At 52.1% G+C, this 16,924-nt stretch carries 19 protein-coding genes and 1 pseudogene; 13 read left to right on the top strand and 7 right to left on the bottom strand.

Translation table 11 applies throughout. The features are described from left to right. The 4 genes and pseudogenes from P0Y67_RS17720 to lipA form a co-directional block, all read left to right on the top strand. Positions 1-408 (top strand): annotated as a pseudogene (locus P0Y67_RS17720) (D-alanyl-D-alanine carboxypeptidase); the annotation flags it as partial. Positions 409-565: 157 nt separating this feature from the next. Next, entirely contained in the window at positions 566-841 is a 276-nt protein-coding gene (gene ybeD, locus P0Y67_RS17725; RefSeq protein WP_027253797.1) for a DUF493 family protein YbeD, read from the top strand. A gap of 115 nt (positions 842-956) precedes the next feature. Next, on the top strand, positions 957-1,601 hold the full coding sequence (gene lipB, locus P0Y67_RS17730) for a lipoyl(octanoyl) transferase LipB (protein ID WP_342392970.1): 645 nt from the start codon (positions 957-959) through the stop codon (positions 1,599-1,601). 2 nt (positions 1,602-1,603) lie between these two features. After that, entirely contained in the window at positions 1,604-2,575 is a 972-nt protein-coding gene (gene lipA / locus P0Y67_RS17735) for a lipoyl synthase (protein WP_192014583.1), read from the top strand. 138 nt (positions 2,576-2,713) lie between these two features. Here the strand turns inward: lipA and bamC are convergent, their stop codons facing one another. Both bamC and dapA read right to left on the bottom strand, forming a co-directional pair. Then, the gene (gene bamC / locus P0Y67_RS17740) at positions 2,714-3,745 is read right to left on the bottom strand and encodes an outer membrane protein assembly factor BamC (RefSeq protein WP_342392971.1); all 1,032 of its coding nucleotides are present in this window, start codon (positions 3,743-3,745) and stop codon (positions 2,714-2,716) included. A 17-nt stretch (positions 3,746-3,762) separates the two neighbouring features. Then, positions 3,763-4,659 (bottom strand): 4-hydroxy-tetrahydrodipicolinate synthase, encoded by an 897-nt coding sequence (gene dapA / locus P0Y67_RS17745; RefSeq protein WP_027253793.1) that lies wholly within the window; start codon positions 4,657-4,659, stop codon positions 3,763-3,765. 288 nt (positions 4,660-4,947) lie between these two features. Here dapA and P0Y67_RS17750 point away from each other — a divergent pair, with 288 nt between their 5' ends. Together P0Y67_RS17750 and bcp are read left to right on the top strand one after the other, a co-directional pair. Next, positions 4,948-5,490, top strand: coding sequence for a glycine cleavage system protein R (locus P0Y67_RS17750; RefSeq protein ID WP_342392972.1), 543 nt, complete (start codon positions 4,948-4,950; stop codon positions 5,488-5,490). A 23-nt stretch (positions 5,491-5,513) separates the two neighbouring features. Then, a complete protein-coding gene (gene bcp, locus P0Y67_RS17755; RefSeq protein ID WP_027253791.1) occupies positions 5,514-5,984 on the top strand; it encodes a thioredoxin-dependent thiol peroxidase in 471 nt (156 codons plus the stop codon). Between the two features lie 60 nt (positions 5,985-6,044). On the opposite strand, the gene P0Y67_RS17760 is transcribed toward bcp, so the two are convergent. Genes P0Y67_RS17760 through P0Y67_RS17770 form a run of 3 tightly spaced genes read right to left on the bottom strand, consistent with a single transcriptional unit; the run spans position 6,045 to position 8,255 of the window. Next, positions 6,045-6,902 (bottom strand): DMT family transporter, encoded by an 858-nt coding sequence (locus P0Y67_RS17760; protein ID WP_342392973.1) that lies wholly within the window; start codon positions 6,900-6,902, stop codon positions 6,045-6,047. Positions 6,903-6,952: 50 nt separating this feature from the next. Then, positions 6,953-8,020 (bottom strand): AI-2E family transporter, encoded by a 1,068-nt coding sequence (locus P0Y67_RS17765; protein ID WP_342392974.1) that lies wholly within the window; start codon positions 8,018-8,020, stop codon positions 6,953-6,955. A 7-nt stretch (positions 8,021-8,027) separates the two neighbouring features. Further along, positions 8,028-8,255 carry a sulfurtransferase TusA family protein gene (locus P0Y67_RS17770; protein ID WP_342392975.1) on the bottom strand — a complete coding sequence of 76 codons (228 nt, stop codon included), beginning with the start codon at positions 8,253-8,255 and terminating at the stop codon, positions 8,028-8,030. 157 nt (positions 8,256-8,412) lie between these two features. Between P0Y67_RS17770 and bepA the strand changes: the two genes are divergently transcribed. The 4 genes from bepA (at position 8,413) to P0Y67_RS17790 (ending at position 11,408) form a co-directional block, all read left to right on the top strand. After that, on the top strand, positions 8,413-9,885 hold the full coding sequence (gene bepA / locus P0Y67_RS17775; RefSeq protein ID WP_342392976.1) for a beta-barrel assembly-enhancing protease: 1,473 nt from the start codon (positions 8,413-8,415) through the stop codon (positions 9,883-9,885). 123 nt (positions 9,886-10,008) lie between these two features. Next, the gene (gene arsC, locus P0Y67_RS17780) at positions 10,009-10,359 is read left to right on the top strand and encodes an arsenate reductase (glutaredoxin) (RefSeq protein WP_342392977.1); all 351 of its coding nucleotides are present in this window, start codon (positions 10,009-10,011) and stop codon (positions 10,357-10,359) included. Then, positions 10,359-10,937 (top strand): NAD(P)H:quinone oxidoreductase, encoded by a 579-nt coding sequence (gene wrbA / locus P0Y67_RS17785; protein ID WP_342392978.1) that lies wholly within the window; start codon positions 10,359-10,361, stop codon positions 10,935-10,937. Before arsC ends, wrbA begins: the two co-directional genes overlap by 1 nt. A gap of 45 nt (positions 10,938-10,982) precedes the next feature. Then, on the top strand, positions 10,983-11,408 hold the full coding sequence (locus tag P0Y67_RS17790) for a DUF2069 domain-containing protein (protein WP_342392979.1): 426 nt from the start codon (positions 10,983-10,985) through the stop codon (positions 11,406-11,408). A gap of 74 nt (positions 11,409-11,482) precedes the next feature. Here P0Y67_RS17790 and P0Y67_RS17795 read toward each other — a convergent pair whose 3' ends face one another. Beyond that, positions 11,483-12,619, bottom strand: a complete 1,137-nt coding sequence (locus P0Y67_RS17795; RefSeq protein ID WP_342392980.1) for a DUF2066 domain-containing protein — start codon at positions 12,617-12,619, stop codon at positions 11,483-11,485. A 454-nt stretch (positions 12,620-13,073) separates the two neighbouring features. On the opposite strand from P0Y67_RS17795, the gene P0Y67_RS17800 reads away from it, so the two are divergent. Further along, positions 13,074-14,324: a uracil-xanthine permease family protein gene (locus P0Y67_RS17800; RefSeq protein WP_342392981.1), complete on the top strand. Its 1,251-nt coding sequence runs from the start codon at positions 13,074-13,076 to the stop codon at positions 14,322-14,324. A gap of 76 nt (positions 14,325-14,400) precedes the next feature. On the opposite strand, the gene upp is transcribed toward P0Y67_RS17800, so the two are convergent. Next, positions 14,401-15,027, bottom strand: coding sequence for a uracil phosphoribosyltransferase (upp, locus tag P0Y67_RS17805; RefSeq protein WP_027253783.1), 627 nt, complete (start codon positions 15,025-15,027; stop codon positions 14,401-14,403). Positions 15,028-15,221: 194 nt separating this feature from the next. Here upp and purM point away from each other — a divergent pair, with 194 nt between their 5' ends. Both purM and purN read left to right on the top strand, forming a co-directional pair. After that, positions 15,222-16,262 (top strand): phosphoribosylformylglycinamidine cyclo-ligase, encoded by a 1,041-nt coding sequence (gene purM, locus P0Y67_RS17810; protein WP_342392982.1) that lies wholly within the window; start codon positions 15,222-15,224, stop codon positions 16,260-16,262. Between the two features lie 3 nt (positions 16,263-16,265). Further along, complete coding sequence (gene purN / locus P0Y67_RS17815) at positions 16,266-16,910, top strand: phosphoribosylglycinamide formyltransferase (protein WP_342392983.1); 645 nt, start codon at positions 16,266-16,268, stop codon at positions 16,908-16,910. Positions 16,911-16,924: the final 14 nt, after the last annotated feature.

The following is a 16,924-nucleotide window of genomic DNA, read 5'->3' on the forward strand; positions in this document are numbered from 1 at the left end:
CTGGGCTTACAACAAGGCACCATGAGCCGTAAGGCTGAGAGTAAGAAGTTACTGAACTACGGTTTCCGTTTCTTCGAAACCGTTTCGCCGCATAAAGCGAACGAAACTTTTGTCACCGAAAAAGTCTGGATGGGCGACAACGATGAAGTCTCCCTGGGCGTCAGTCAGGATACTTTCGTGACCTTGCCTCGCGGTTCAGCCAAAGATCTGAAAGCTAACTTTGTGCTGGAAAAAGAGTTAAAAGCGCCTATCCGTAAAGGCGACGTGGTAGGTAAACTTTACTACCGCCTGGGCGATGAAGACGTGGCCGAATACCCGCTTCTGGCGCTCAACGAAGTTAACGAAGGCAGCATTTTCAGCCGCTTAATTGACTACGTAGTCTTGCTCTTTAAAGGCTGGCTAAGCTAAGTCACCGCTTTTGATAAAGGACAGCCTCGCTGTCCTTTTTCTTTTTACCGCTGCGGCCTGCTACCCGGCCCCTATGCTTGACTTGTGTTATGGACTGCGAGCCATTAATATGCTGCCCTAAATTGTGATATACCGCATACCTTCCTGGGAGTTCAGCATGCAACAGCAAGAACAGCCAAAACTTAAAGATTTACTCGAGTTCCCTTGTCAGTTTTCTTTCAAGGTAATGGGCTTTAACAAGCCTGAGCTGCCTGATTTGGTGGTGGGCGTTGTCCAGCGTCATGCGCCTGGCGATTATACCCCAACCGTTAAACCAAGCGGAAAAGGGACCTACAGTGCCGTGTCTATCACTATCACAGCGACCCATATTGAGCAGGTAGAAACCCTGTATAAAGAGCTGGGTGAAATCGACATTGTTCGCGTCGTGCTCTGATACCTGGTCTTACCGAGCAATTGGCGGCTGAAATTTTAGCCGCCACGATTTATAATGCACCATTATTGGTCTCGAATGGCTCTCAACTGAGACCGACAGACAACATGGGTGAAATGTGCAACGAAATCTCATTGTCCGCAATCTGGGCCTGACAGACTATTCTGTTACTTATGAGGCCATGCATCACTTTACCGCCAACCGTGATGACGACACTGTCGACGAAATCTGGCTGGTTGAGCACCTTCCCGTCTTTACACAGGGTCAGGCTGGCAAAGCTGAACACGTGCTCAATCCCGGCGACATCCCGATTTTTCAGAGTGACCGTGGCGGACAGGTGACCTATCATGGTCCCGGACAGCAAATGATGTATCTGTTGATTGACCTGCGTCGCCATAAACTTGGCGTCCGCGAACTGGTCACGCACATTGAAAACACCGTAATCAACACGCTATCCCGCTTCGGTGTAGCATCCAACGCCCGTCCTGATGCACCTGGCGTGTATGTCGACGGTAAAAAAATCTGCTCACTCGGCCTACGTATCCGTCGCGGCTGTTCTTTTCATGGTCTGGCTCTTAATGTCGACATGGATTTAACACCTTTTCTGCGTATTAATCCCTGCGGTTATGCGGGTATGGAAATGACTCAGCTGGCCAGGCTAAATGGCCCTACAAAACTGGCTGACGTGCAACCTGTACTTGTCGATGAGTTAGTGAAACTGCTCGATTACCAGAGCATAGAGTGGACAACGGAAAGCAATTAATCATGAGCAAACCGATCGTAATTGAACCTGGTGTCAAATACCGTGACGCCGATAAAATGGCCCTGATTCCTGTACGTAACATGGAAGCAGAGGAAAAGCCTCGCGAAATGCTGCGTAAGCCAGAATGGATGAAGATCAAGCTTCCGGCCGACACTCAGCGTATTCAGGAGATCAAAGCCGCGATGCGCAAGAACAACCTCCACTCTGTGTGTGAGGAAGCCTCTTGCCCTAACCTGGCAGAGTGTTTCAGTCACGGTACTGCGACCTTCATGATTCTGGGTGCTATCTGTACTCGTCGTTGTCCGTTCTGCGACGTGGCCCACGGCCGTCCTCTGCCTCCGAATGCCGAAGAGCCGGTACAGCTTTCTCAGACCATTGCCGACATGAAGCTGCGCTATGTGGTTGTCACCTCGGTTGACCGTGATGATCTCCGTGATGGTGGTGCCCAACACTTTGCTGACTGTATCCGTGAGATTCGGGTGAAAAACCCTGATATCAAAATCGAAACTCTGGTACCCGACTTCCGTGGCCGTATGGATCACGCACTGGAGATCCTGCGCGATAACCCGCCGGATGTTTTCAACCATAATCTGGAAACCGCACCGCGCCTGTACCGCAAGGCCCGCCCGGGTGCCAACTACCAGTGGTCACTGGATCTGCTGAAAAAGTTTGGTGAGATGCATCCTGAAGTGCCGACCAAGTCTGGCCTGATGATGGGACTGGGTGAAACCAAAGAAGAAATTGTGGAAGTGCTGAAGGATCTTCGTGCTCACGGTGTCACCATGCTGACGCTGGGTCAGTACCTGGCACCAAGCCGACATCACCTGCCGGTTGAGCGTTATGTGCCGCCGTCAGAGTTCGATGAACTGAAAGAAATCGCGCTGGAGCTGGGCTTTACTCATGCTGCCTGCGGTCCGTTTGTTCGCTCTTCCTACCATGCTGATCTGCAGGCAAAAGGCGAAGTAGTGAAATAAGACGCGCGATAGCAGAGCATTCCTTTTCTCTATCCGCATAATAAAAAACGCTTCGGCAATCCTTTCAGATGCCGAAGCGTTTTTTTGTCGTTCTCGTTTTGTCTGGTAACTTGTGTCGCGATAAGAATCAGAAAAAAATTACTTCTGATTATCTTTGTCAATCACAGCCGCTAATACCGGAGCAATACTTTCTAACGCTTCGTCTGTGATCGGCTTTCCGTCCTCATCTGTCACTGTGATCGAAGTCCGGTTTCCCAAATCCCCCAGCTGCAACTTATATTCGCGGTTTTCCAGCTGCAGAGGCTGAATGCCTAAATCGACCCAGAAGCTGTCATCCGGGTTACGGAAACTCACATCGATCGTACCTTGCGAGCGATTGCGCCCGTCGACAGTAAAGCCAAGGGTCTGCAACAGACTTGGCAGGCGTTCCCAGAACACGTTATAAGGCGCGCGGGCGATAATCACAGGCAAACCGCTACGATCCTGCCCCATAGTGATTGGGATCTGCTTCACCAGCTCCTCGGCACGTAACCTTGCTTTCTCACGCTCATAAGCATCGTACTTAGCCATCACCAGGTTGGTCATCAGAATGCTGTAACGCTCCTGATTAACCATACTGACAGGTTTCTCTACACCGGCTTCACGCCAGTCGAGCAGTTTGATGGTATACAGATTCTGGTCGTTGGCACTGGCACGAGAAATCCGATAGCGACTGCTTATCTCAGTATCTTCGTCTTCGTTGTTCCAGTTCACCCACCCGGTTTCCAGTGTTTGGGCCGTATTCACATCAAGAGCAATGTTACGCTCAGTTGCCATACGTTTGGTCAGTGTCCACAACTCGTTCAGTTCAGCCGAATTCACTAACTGCAGACTAACGGTACCATCACTGTTGTGCACGGTTCTGGCACCAGGGATCAGAGCCAGCACTTGCTGAGGAGGGCGAATATCAACGGCTCTGCCAATCGCGCCCGGGTATTCTTTAGGCGGTATCGCATACTCGTTCGACAGCGTCGCCGCAGAGCCACTAGGGCTGTTCCAGCTGCTTAACGGCGCTGTTTCCAGATAATTAAAATCCTGATTAGCCTGTCGGCGTCGCTCTGCGCTGCCCGAACAGCCAGCCAGAGCAGCCACCATGACAGCCGTAACTGCCAGCCTGTAATTCACATTCATGTAGAGTTCTTACGTTCCTATGCGGTAGCCAGTGAAGGCAGCAGTTTCGCATCTTTCAACGCTTGTAACACCACAGGTTCAGCCTCTTTGCTCAGTGGCGTTAATGGCAAACGCAGTGTGCCGTGCTGAATCAGTCCTAGCTTTTGTGCTGCCCATTTCACCGGAATGGGATTGGACTCAACAAACAGGTGCTTGTGCAGCGGCATCAGTTTGGCATCGATGGCTTTCGCCTCGTCCAGTTCTCCTTTTAAGGCCAGCTGGAACATAGTTGCCATATCTGGTGCTGCAATATTCGCCGTCACAGAAATCACGCCGTGACCGCCGCGTGCCACAAATTCCAGACCTGTTGCATCATCACCGCTGAATTGGAGGAAATCTTTGCCACAAAGTTCCCGTGTTTTTTCCACCCGGGCTAAATCACCTGTCGCATCTTTGACGCCGATAATGTTATCGAGCTTAGACAGACGGGCAACCGTTTCAGGCAACATGTCCACCGACGTACGACCTGGTACGTTATACAGAATCTGAGGCAGATCGGTGGCTTCTGAAATCGCTTTAAAATGCTGATACAAACCTTCCTGAGTCGGTTTGTTGTAATACGGTGTGACGGTCAGGCAAGCTGCTACGCCCGTACCCGAGAATAGTTTGCTAAAAGTGATGGCTTCATGGGTGGCATTGGCGCCTGTACCGGCAATAACAGGGATACGTCCCTGAGCAAAATCGACTGTTTTCAGCACGACTTTGACGTGCTCTTCAACAGTGAGAGTCGCTGACTCACCTGTGGTACCGACAGCGACAATCGCGTCTGTACCCGCTGCAATATGATATTCAACCAAGGATTTCAGGCTGGCGTAATCAACTTCGCCGACTTCATCCAAGGGCGTAACTAGCGCTACCATGCTACCAGTAAACATGTCGATCTCCCTTTTTTATTGATTTCTCATGGTACTTTTGAGTGGCAGTAAACACAAGCAAGTAGAATGTAAAATAGCTGTCATAGCTGGCCATATCCTGTTCGTTAATTCTGTCCTGTGATCCCCTGTCAAAAGTGGATTAAACCAGTGACTTGCACCATGGTCAGCGAATTTAACAACAAAATATATCAATCATAACAATATCATCATTTGCAAAGGTAACTTCATGGCAGGAGATAAGTTGGCTGTGCTACCATGCAAACATAAAGGTCATCAATGTGAAACTGTATGGAACACTACCTCGTCATCACCGCAATCGGCTCAGATCGCCCGGGTATTACTGATGAAATTACCCGACATATCTCACTCAGCGGCTGCAATATTGAAGACAGCCGACTGGCTATTTTTGGCAGTGAATTTACCTTCATACTTTTACTGTCAGGAACCGCAGCATCGATAGCCAAGGTTGAAGCGACCCTACCGCTTCAGGCCCAGCAGTTTGATCTGCTGACCGTGATGAAAAGAACCACCAAGCACGAACACCGCTTTTATCCCTATACCGCCGACTTCCACATTGAAGGCAATGATGCCCCGGGCCTGATAGAAAAGTTCACCCATTTCTGTGCCAGCCGCCAGATAGACATTTCAGCACTCAGTGCCCATTCTCAGGAAGAAGAAGGTAAAGGTGAGGAAGACCAGCTCACCTTACAGCTCAGCACTAACCTGCCCGAAGGTTGCAATCTGATGTCTTTGCAGGAAGAATTTGAAGCCCTGTGCCAGGCCGTGCAAGTGTCAGGCACAGTGACCTTTACCGGCCATTTACCCAAGTAACCTCGAATAATAAGGAACGACACATGCAAACCTTGACTGCGGGTACCCCTGCACCTGACTTCACTCTGCCAGATCAGAATGGTGCGCCTGTCAGCCTGAACGATTTCAAAGGTAAAAAAGTACTCGCTTATTTTTATCCTAAAGCCATGACCCCGGGCTGTACCGTACAAGCCTGTGGATTACGCGACAGCAAATCGGAGCTGGATGCGCTGAACGTCGTTGTTCTGGGTATCAGTATTGATCCGGTCAAACGCCTGCCTAAATTCATTGAGCGCGACAACCTCAACTTCACCCTGCTCTCTGATGAAGATCATGCGGTTGCCGAACAGTTTGGCGTATGGGGCGAGAAGAAGTTTATGGGCAAAGTATACGACGGTCTGCACCGTATCAGCTTTCTGATCAACGAAGACGGCGTGATTGAACATGTCTTCAATAAGTTCAAAACCAAAGATCACCACGAGGTCGTGCTGGCTTACCTGAACGGCAACAGCTAGTTCTGCAGACACTCAGCAAAGGCCGTCAATTCGGCCTTTGTGCTTCCAGTGACATCGTTATCAGTTGGTCACTTTTCGGGCCCCGATAACCATGGCTATCCCTCCCAGAATCGCCATCGAAGCGACCAGCAATCGTAGTGTCACGGGCTCCGCTAACATCAGCACACCACCGACAGCCGCCAGAACAGGCACGCTGAGTTGAACGGTAGCCGCTATCATTGCGCTCAGTGAGGGTAAAACCGTATACCAAACCGCATAACCGACGCCTGAAGCGAGCCCACCAGAAAGTACGGCATACCACACCCCGAGCGCATCCAGCTCAGTTTTTCCCCATATTAACCAGCATGCCAGACCAAATGGCACAGCACGTAAAAAGTTCCCTGCCGTCGTCTGGATCGGATCTGCGGCACCTTTGCCTCGCAGGGTATAAGCTCCCCAGGCCACTCCCGCCATCAGCATCAGAACAGCTCCCGGCCAGGAAGGCGCTGATACGCCGGGCAACAAAAGTACCACCAGCCCTGCCAGGGCAAGTGTAAAACCGATCATTTGCAAGGAGGTCAGCCTTTCACCCCTGCTCAGCGCAACGGCCATCATGGTGATTTGCACCGCGGCAAACAGCAGCAATGCACCAGTCGCCGCCGTCAGACTGAGATAAGCAAAAGAAAAGCCGGCAGCATAGACGAAGAGTGCAAGTGCAGACAGCCAGTTGCCGCCCACACTCGCTTTGTGTTTCTTACCTGAATGACTGTAAGCGTGAATGAGCCATAACAACAGGGCTCCTGCCAGTAAACGAATCAGAGTAAAACTGGCAGGATCAATTGCCGTGTCCGACAAGGCCACCCGGTTGAGCAGTGAATTGGCAGCAAACGCCAGCATCGCCAGGGCGGTCAGCAGGACTATCTTCACGGATATATTCACCCAACCTCCCTGTGCGATGACTAGCTGTGCGATGACTAGCTAAGTGATGGTTAATCGGCCTCTTCGCCATGATCTGTGGCCGGTAAGGCATTCCAGACGGCCTTCACCAGTGTGGCTAACGGAATCGCAAAGAACACCCCCCAGAAGCCCCATAGCCCGCCAAAAACCAGCACGGAAATAATGATAGCGACCGGGTGAAGATTCACCGCTTCCGAAAAGAGGACGGGAACCAGTACATTACCATCCAGCGTCTGAATAATGCCGTAGGCCACCAGCAGCCACCAGAAATCTGGCGTCAGCCCCCACTGGAACAGCCCGACCATAGCAACCGGCAAAGTCACCGCTGCCGCGCCTATATATGGAATCAATACCGAGAAACCCACCAGTACAGCCAGTAACAGGGCATAGCGTAAATCAAGCAGCGCAAAAGTGATGTAACTGACGGTACCAACAATAATGATTTCAGTGACCTTGCCACGGATATAATTCGAAATCTGCTGGTTCATCTCAGCGCCGACCTTACTAGCCAGACGGCGATTACGGGGCAAGATGCGGCTGAAGGCACTGAGCATCTCATCCTTATCTTTCAACAAGAAAAAGACCAGTAAGGGCACCAGAATCAGATAGACCGCCAATGTGGCCAGGCTCATCAACGATGCTACCGAGCCTTTCAGCGCACTCTCGCCCATGCCCAGCACTTTCGCGCGCAGGTTGTTCATCACAGCGGTGATCTGCTCCGGCTGAACCAGCTCGGGGTATCGCTCTGGCAGGCTGGACACATAATGCTGCAGATCGTTAAACATACTTGGCATATCAGAAAGTAAATTACTGATCTGATGCCAGATAACAGGAATCAACACGAAAACGGCCATCACCATTAAACCGGCGAACAGCAATATGACCAGAGTGACGGCCAGAGTTCGTGGCACTTTCATCCGGGTCAGGTACATCACCGGCCATTCCAGTAAGTAAGCAAGCACTATTGCGGCAAGCAAAGGCGCGATGAGGTTGCCGAAAAAATAGATGGTGATGAAGCCCACCAAGAGGATCGCCACCAAACTGACCGCGTGGGGGTCAGAAAATCTGCGCTGATACCAGCGACTAATCATTTCGAGCATATGAGCGTCACAACCTTCTAGTAACGGTAATCACAAGTAACTGTGGGTTATCTGATTGAATATGAACCTGAAACCCATGATTCAACAAATAGCGTGGTATATCTTTTCTTGAGCCGGCATCACAGATATGTATCGCCAACGACTGCCCTGCTTTGAGCTGACGGCAAGTGCGCTTTGCCATCAGTAAGGCCAGCGGGCAACGGGTATCGGCTAAATCCAGCTTAGGTATTTCCATTCTCAGGCACAGGCGGTTATTATCCAACAAGTTATTGTAAATAACATTATGACGACAAGAAAGAAACACCCTGGAGCTTTTGTTGTCATACCTGTAAGCGCGCAGATAGATTTACTGCAAATCCCGCAGCAACCGGAATATCAACATACGAATGAAGATGATCACCTTTTCTAAGCTTCGATTTGTCAAAAAGCCAGTTTGTTTGCTGCTGTGTGCTCTGCTTAGCACAGCGTCTGTGAGCCGGGCCGATGCTTCTTTGGAAGATCTGCCCGAGATCGGAACAACGGCCGCCGCGACACTGACCATCGAAAAAGAGCTGGAATACGGCGATGCCTACATGCGCTTGCTGCGGGCCAGTAAACCTATCATTAATGACCCTTTGCTCGCTGAATATGTCAAAGATCTGGGACACAGATTAGTGGCCAATGCACAGGATGTGCGTACGCCGTTTGAATTTTTTCTGATTCAGAACCGGGAAGTGAACGCCTTTGCTTTTTTTGGCGGCCATGTTGCCCTGCACAGCGGGCTGTTCCTGCATGCCCAAAGCGAAAGTGAGCTGGCTTCTGTCATGGCGCACGAAATTGCCCATATCACGCAGCGCCATCTGGCCAGAAGCATGGAAGATCAGGCCAAGAAATCACCGGCCACTATGGCTGCCCTGATTGGCTCTCTGATGCTGGCGATTGCAGCGCCGGAAGCGGGTATTGCTGCAATTCAGGCAACCACCGCCGCCTCAGTGCAGGGCCAGATAAACTATACCCGCAGCAATGAGATGGAAGCGGACCGGATCGGTATCGCAACCTTAGCCAAAGCCGGGTTTGATGTGCAGGCTATGCCCGGCTTTTTTGGCCGTTTAGCCGACCAGTACCGATACGCCAGCACGCCTCCTGCTATGTTGCTGACTCACCCCTTACCGGAATCCCGTATTGCTGATACCCGCAGCCGTGCTGCTCAGTATCCGCCTCGCCGTGTAGCCGTTTCGGAAAGCTACCTGCTGGCTCAGGCCAGAATCATCGCCCGGTATGCCAATCTGGACAGCCGTAATGCGCTGGACTGGTTCAACCGCAAAGGAAAAGAAGCTCGCGGTGCCAGCCTGATGGCGGTGAATTACGGTAAAGCCCTGGTGTATATGGACAGCGGAAAATATGACCAGGCGCGGGAACTGCTGATGCCGCTGTTGCAGGCCGAGCCAGGTAACCGCTTCTTTATTGATTCTGCAACCGATTTGGATGTGTTCCAGCAACGCTATGACAGCGCCATTAACCGGTTGCAGCAAGCGCTCAAATCCAACCCGGAAAATGCCGTGCTCAGGCTCAACCTGGCCCATGCCTATCTTGAAGCCGGCCGGGCGAAAGACAGCCTGTCGCTGCTCAGCCGTTTTACCTATGATAACCCTGCCGATGTCAACGGCTGGGGGATGCTGGCCGAAGCCTATGCCGGTATCGGACGCAGAGACGGTGAGCTGGCAGCGCGTGCTGAAGTGATGGCATTGCGCGGCGACTGGGAAAAAGCAATCCAGAATTACATTCAAGCCAGCCAGATGGTCGATGTCGGCTCGCTGGATCAGGCCAGATATGACGCACGCATCGATCAGCTGCGCCTGGCACGAGCCAGGTTTGCCGACCTCTGATCAAAGCAGCAGGTCACCTTAATATCCGTGATTTAGCCCGCTGATTCTGGCGGGCTTAACCTTAACAACTTTGCCTTAACAACTTTGCCTTAACAATAAGATACCGACAATCCGGGAGCTATTATGTCTGTCACCATTTATCACAATCCACGCTGCTCAAAAAGCCGGGAAACCTTAAACCTGCTTGAAAGCAAAGGCATCCAGCCGGAGGTTATTAAGTATCTGGAAGAGACGCCTTCCGCTGAGCAATTAGCCGAGCTGCAGCGCAAGCTGGGATTTGATTCTGCCCGCCAGATGATGCGCACCAAAGAAGATATCTACAAAGCGCTGAACCTGGGCGACGACTCTGTCTCTGAGCAGGCACTGCGCGAGGCTATGGTTGCCCATCCCAAACTGATCGAGCGCCCTATCGTGGTCAAAGGCGATAAAGCGGCGCTTGGCCGTCCGCCTGAGCAAGTACTGGATATCCTCTGATGCTACCCATTCTGGTGCTCTACTATAGCCGCCATGGCAGCACCCGCCAGCTCGCCAGACAAATCGCCCGCGGCATTGGCCAGATTGAAGGGTGTGAAGCGGTGCTGCGTACCGTCCCTGAAATACGTGCAAACGGCGAGCTGGAAAGCGCTCAGGACAACGGCGATCCCTTTGTGTCAGTGGCTGATCTGGAGCAGTGCCAGGGGCTGGCGCTGGGCAGCCCTGTCCGCTTTGGCAATATGGCCGCGCCGCTGAAACATTTCATCGACAGTACCAGTGCGCAATGGCTCTCGGGCAGCCTGATTGGCAAACCTGCCTGCGTGTTTACCGCATCGTCTTCAATGCATGGCGGGCAGGAGACAACACTGCAGTCCATGCTGTTACCGCTGCTGCATCACGGCATGCTGGTTTTGGGACTGCCTTACTCCGAACCACTGCTGCATACCACCCAGTCTGGCGGTACCCCTTACGGCGCCTCACACCTTAATCAGAACGACGGGCTGACACCAGACGAAGCCGCTCTGGCGCAAGCGTTAGGCAAAAGGCTGGCACAAACGGCCAGGCAATTACATCAATAAGTATTATCCAGTCGCACTGCGCAGTTTTAGGATACGGATACCAATATGAAACCGATGAGCCCTTCAACCCGGAAATTACGCTACTTGGCACTGACAGCCAACCTGTCTCTGCTGCTGTGGGTTTTTCTGTGGCAGAGCGTGATTTCGCCCCACCCTCACCTCAACAACTATGTGGTGGCCGGGATGTGGATACTGCCTTTGCTGCTGCCCCTCAAAGGAATGCTGCAGGGTAAGCCTTACACCCACGCCTGGGCAAACTTCATTCTGATGTTCTATTTTCTGCATGCCCTGACGCTGCTTTGGATTGACGGCGGAGAACGCTGGCTGGCCTTGATTGAACTCGGACTGGCCACCGCGGCTTTTTTCGCCAACATTCTGTTTGCACGGACACGGAGCCGGGAATTGGGCAATAAGCTTAAAAAGCTGTCTCAGGTTGAGCGGGAAGAGCGGGAAGCCCACGGCGATAAGTAAGAATAAGATGAGAAAAAAGCCCGCCGGCACTCAGCCGGGGGGCTTTTTTTACGATGATAATTTCTGCAATAGCGTCAGGTGTTTGGATTCCAGTAATACAAACCGATGCTGGATGCTGCTGCCTGAGTACCTGACACATCCAGCTGAGACAAGGGCTCAGATGCCGATCCTTCTCTGGAGGTCGGCACAATCATACCTTCCTGATTCGCTGGGGTTGTATCCCCTGCGGATTGATTATCAAAAGCGACATCACGCACCAACGCCGAAACCGGCTGCGCCTGAATTCTGGGCTCCATGCTCAACTCGCGGGCAAACACCTGCTCGTTGCTCAACAACTGAATCGCAAAGCGGACCTTATCACCCTGCAAATGGCTGGCATTCACAGAGGCCACTGAGCTGAGATCTTTCAGCAGTTTTTCGAGCTGAAAAAAGTCTTCAACCCGGCGCACATTAGCCACGTCAATGGCAAAGCCGCCTTCGGTGGCGCCACCCAGCTGGACGGCATAGCGTGCTGCCAGATTGTCAGCAACCTGATCCATCATAGCCGTAATGGCCGCCGTACTGTCTCCGCTGTTACGTCCCTCAAGTGACGCTGAGTTGCCATCCAGCATGGCTGCCGGGGAACTCGGAAACAGTTGCCAGGCCAGCTGCATGCTGTCGCTGCGACGCTGAACACGCGCAATCAGTACTGCATCGGGCTGATAGCGAGTGCTGGCATTCGCAATTGGCTGCGAAAATCCGCCCCACAAATCCGGCACACTGATCGCGGTCACGTCCTGAAAATCACCGATGGGCAGCAGCACCGGCACACCACGGTGAGCCGCCGCCAGATTCAGATGAGCTTGCAGGCTATTACCGGACTGATCCCACACTATCGTACGATCACGATTAGCCTCTTCCACCAGCCAGACAAGCACAGTAGGACGTTGCTCAGACCAAAAGGTGGCACTGGCCTGAGTCAGCAGTGTACGGATTTTCTCGCTGTCAAAACTGATTTCCAGCACCGGCTGTCCCTGCTCATTGCTATAGCCCAGTTGGCTGACATAAGAGCTGCTGTTTTCCAGCGCTTTTCGGATGACTTCGTTGCTGGCGATGTCTCGCTGCCCGGACACTTTTACCAGCACTTGTTGTAAGGCGGCAACCCGCGCGGTCTGCTCCGTTTGCCGGTCGGAATCAGGCAGAGGCACCTGCGCCTGATATAAAGTATTCACTGTAGCCGCCTGCAGCGGCAAAGCCATGAGCGCTACAAGAAAAAAAGCAACACGCCACATAAATCACTCGTCGAATATCATTGTAAATAAAGGATGATAATCACCCTGTTGTGAGAGTTATAACTGCAGTGAGCCATAACCTGACGTCAGCAAATTGACAGGACTCACTATACCTTAGCTGGCGACAAATGACGTTATTTACCATAAAAAAATACCAAAAACGGGGACAAGTTAGCTTTCTTTCTTCAGGCAGATTGACCTTGCATCGGCTTCTCGCCCCAAACAAACTTACCGCACGCCCATCGCAAGATGAAATCATAGACAGTCCGTACGCTTAAGCCTTTCACGCACACTAGTAACAGGATTATAAAATTAATATTCAGGAACATTGGGGAAACGTTTGCGCTTGTGCTAGCATTGCGCGATTTTTTTATATCAAGGGAGATTCGTGACAATGATGCAGATATTACAAGGTGTGCAGATGCTTTTTGTAGCATTTGGCGCACTGGTTCTGGTACCGCTTTTAACCGGACTGGATCCCAACGTTGCGCTGTTCGGCGCCGGTATCGGCACCTTACTTTTCCAGGTCATCACCAAACGCAGTGTCCCCATCTTCCTTGCTTCCTCTTTTGCTTTCATTGCTCCCATTCTTTACGGCGTCCAAACCTGGGGGATCCCAGCGACACTCGGTGGCCTGATGATGGCCGGGGTGATCTACCTGATCATGGCCAGTGTGATTAAAGTGCGCGGGGTCGGCATTATTCATAAACTGCTTCCGCCTGTAGTGGTCGGCCCCGTCATCATGGTGATCGGGTTAGGGCTGGCACCTGCGGCGGTCAACATGGCACTGGGAAAAAGCGGTGATGGCGCCATCCAGATCGTAAACGGCGATGTGGCTTTATGGATTGCCAGTATCTCGCTGCTGGTGACTATTCTGGTCAGCGTATTTGCCAAAGGCATCTTCAAGCTGGTGCCTATCATCTCAGGTATTCTGGCCGGTTATGCCACCAGTCTGGCATTCGGTGTGGTCGATTTCACACCTGTACAGCAAGCGAGCTGGCTGGCCATGCCGAATTTCACCATGCCAGAATTCAATATCAATGCCATTCTGTTCATGATCCCTGTGGCGATTGCCCCGGCTGTTGAACACGTGGGTGACATGCTGGCCATTTCCAATGTGACGGGCAAAGACTATCTCAAAAAACCGGGCCTGCACCGCACCATGGCCGGTGACGGTGTGGCGACCATTGCCGCGTCCATGTTTGGTGCGCCGCCGAATACCACCTATTCAGAAGTCACAGGTGCCGTTATGCTGACCAAAGCATTCAACCCGGCCATCATGACCTGGAGCGCAGTCACTGCCATCATTCTGGCTTTTGTCGGTAAGCTGGGCGCCACACTGCAGACCATTCCCGTGCCTGTGATGGGAGGGATCATGATTTTGCTGTTCGGCTCGATTGCGACTGTAGGGCTGAATACTCTGATTAAGCATCAGGTCGATCTGCACAAATCACGCAACCTGGTGATTGTGGCTGTCACTCTGGTGTTCGGCATTGGCGGGATGGCATTTGGCATTGGCGAATTCAGCCTGCAGGGCATCAGCCTGTGCGGTATCGTGGCCATTGTCCTGAATCTGGTGCTGCCGAAAGACTTGGGTGAGAGCAAGGTGGTGGATAATGCACAAATGGGTTCTAACGACGTCTGATGCCATGGTTCTGAGCCAATAAACAGAGTCAAAAAAACCGGCGGACTGCCGGTTTTTTTATGCGCGTTATCTGCTGTTACTTGGTGCCAAAGATTTTGTCACCGGCATCACCCAGGCCTGGGACGATATAGCCTTTGTCGTTCAGCTTCTGATCGATAGCCGCTGTGTACAGCTCTACATCCGGGTGCGCTTTCTCAAGAGCCGCGATGCCCTCAGGCGCTGCTACCAGCACCAACACTTTAATGGCATTACAGCCGTGCTCTTTCAGCAAATCAATCGTGGCAATCATAGAACCACCGGTCGCCAGCATAGGGTCCACCACCAGCGCCATACGCTCATCAATGTTTGATGCCAGCTTATGGAAATAAGGCACAGGCTCCAGCGTTTCCTCATCACGATAAATACCGACCGTGCTGATACGGGCACTTGGCATGTGTTCCAGCACACCGTCCATCATACCCAGACCGGCACGCAGAATCGGTACCACTGTCACTTTCTTACCTTTGATTTGATCAACCTCAACCGGGCCATTCCAACCTTCAATGGTAATTTTCTCTGTTTCGAAGTCAGACGTCGCTTCATAAGTCAGCAGGCTTCCCACCTCAGTCGCCAGCTCGCGGAACCGCTTGGTGCTGATGTCGGCTTCACGCATCAGGCCAATTTTATGCTTCACCAGCGGGTGTTTTACCTCAACGACTTTCATCTTGGACTCCTACACAACAAAATTTCAAAAAAATCGATCTATTATACACTAGTCCATAGTCTTACAGGTAGGGAATAGCAGCTTATCTGCTTAGCATTCCCCCAGCAGGAATATTTGACGCAAACGTTTTCCTTTCCGCCCTGACTGCTGTTATCATACTGCGGATTTTGCGATTTAACCGGTGAGGATCTGTTGTGAGCGGTAATCATTCTTCTCTTAGTTACAAAGATGCAGGTGTCGATATTGATGCAGGGAATGCCTTGGTTGATCGAATCAAAGGTGTAGTCAAACGCACGACTCGTCCTGAAGTCATGGGTGGTCTGGGTGGATTTGGCGCCCTGTGCTCACTGCCGACCAAGTACAAAGAACCTGTACTTGTTTCTGGTACAGACGGTGTAGGAACCAAGCTGCGTCTGGCGATGGATCTGAAAAAGCACGACACCATTGGTATCGACCTGGTCGCCATGTGTGTGAACGATCTGATCGTACAGGGTGCAGAACCACTGTTTTTCCTCGACTACTATGCCACGGGCAAGCTGGATGTGGACACGGCAGCAAGCGTAGTGAGCGGTATCGGTGAAGGTTGTGTGCAGTCTGGCTGTGCATTGATTGGTGGTGAAACGGCAGAAATGCCGGGCATGTACCATGGTGAAGATTACGACGTGGCCGGATTTTGTGTCGGTGTCGTGGAAAAATCTGAAATCATCGATGGCACCAAAGTGAAAGCAGGCGATGCACTGATTGCCGTCGCATCCAGTGGCCCTCACTCAAACGGCTATTCTCTGATCCGTAAAATCCTTGAAGTGTCACAAGCCGATCTGACTCAGGATCTGGAAGGTAAGCCATTGGCTGACCACCTGCTGGAACCCACCCGCATTTACGTGAAATCCGTACTGAAGCTGATGGAAAGCTGCGAACTGCACGCCATCTCTCACATTACCGGTGGCGGTTTCTGGGAGAATATCCCACGCGTACTGCCACAAGGTACAAAAGCGGTCATTGATGGCAAGAGCTGGGAATGGCCTGCTGTGTTCAACTGGCTGCAAACCGCGGGCAATGTGGAAACGCACGAAATGTACCGTACCTTTAACTGTGGTGTTGGCCTGGTCATTGCCCTGCCTCAGACACAGGCGGAGCAAGCTGTTGCCCTGCTGAACGCTGAAGGTGAGAACGCCTGGCTGCTGGGAACCATTGCAGATGCTGCCGAGGGTGAAGCCCAGGTGGAGATTCGCTAAGCAATGAAGAACATTGTTGTCCTCATATCAGGCAGCGGCTCTAATTTACAGGCCATCATAGATGCCTGTGAAAACGGCGTGATAGATAACGGCCGCATTGCAGCCGTTATCTCCAATAAATCGGACGCCTATGGGTTGGAGCGGGCGCGACTAGCCGGTATTGCGACGGCCCACCTCGCTGCGAAAGATTATGCCGACCGCGACAGCTTTGATCGCGCACTGGCAGATCTCATCGATGGCTATCAACCGGACTTAGTAGTGCTGGCAGGCTATATGCGTATCCTGAGTGGCGACTTTGTGCGCCACTACCAGGGTCGTATGCTGAACATCCACCCCTCCCTGCTGCCTAAGTACACCGGCCTGCACACTCACCAGCGTGCGCTGGATGCCGGCGATCAGGAACACGGCACCAGTGTGCACTTTGTCACGGAAGAGTTAGACGGTGGCCCGGTCATTCTGCAAGCCAAAGTGCCGATTTTTTCTGATGATACGGCTGAAGATGTGATGGCGCGGGTTCAGCAGCAAGAGCACAGAATTTACCCATTGGTGTGTCAGTGGTTCCTGCAAGGACGGGTGATCATGCAAGATGATGCTGCCTTGTTGGACGGCGAGCGTCTGCCACAACAGGGTTACGCCTCGGAAGAGTGATCTTTCGAACGCGG

This window comes from Photobacterium sp. SP02 (assembly GCF_038519165.1).
Lineage (GTDB): Bacteria > Pseudomonadota > Gammaproteobacteria > Enterobacterales > Vibrionaceae > Photobacterium > Photobacterium halotolerans.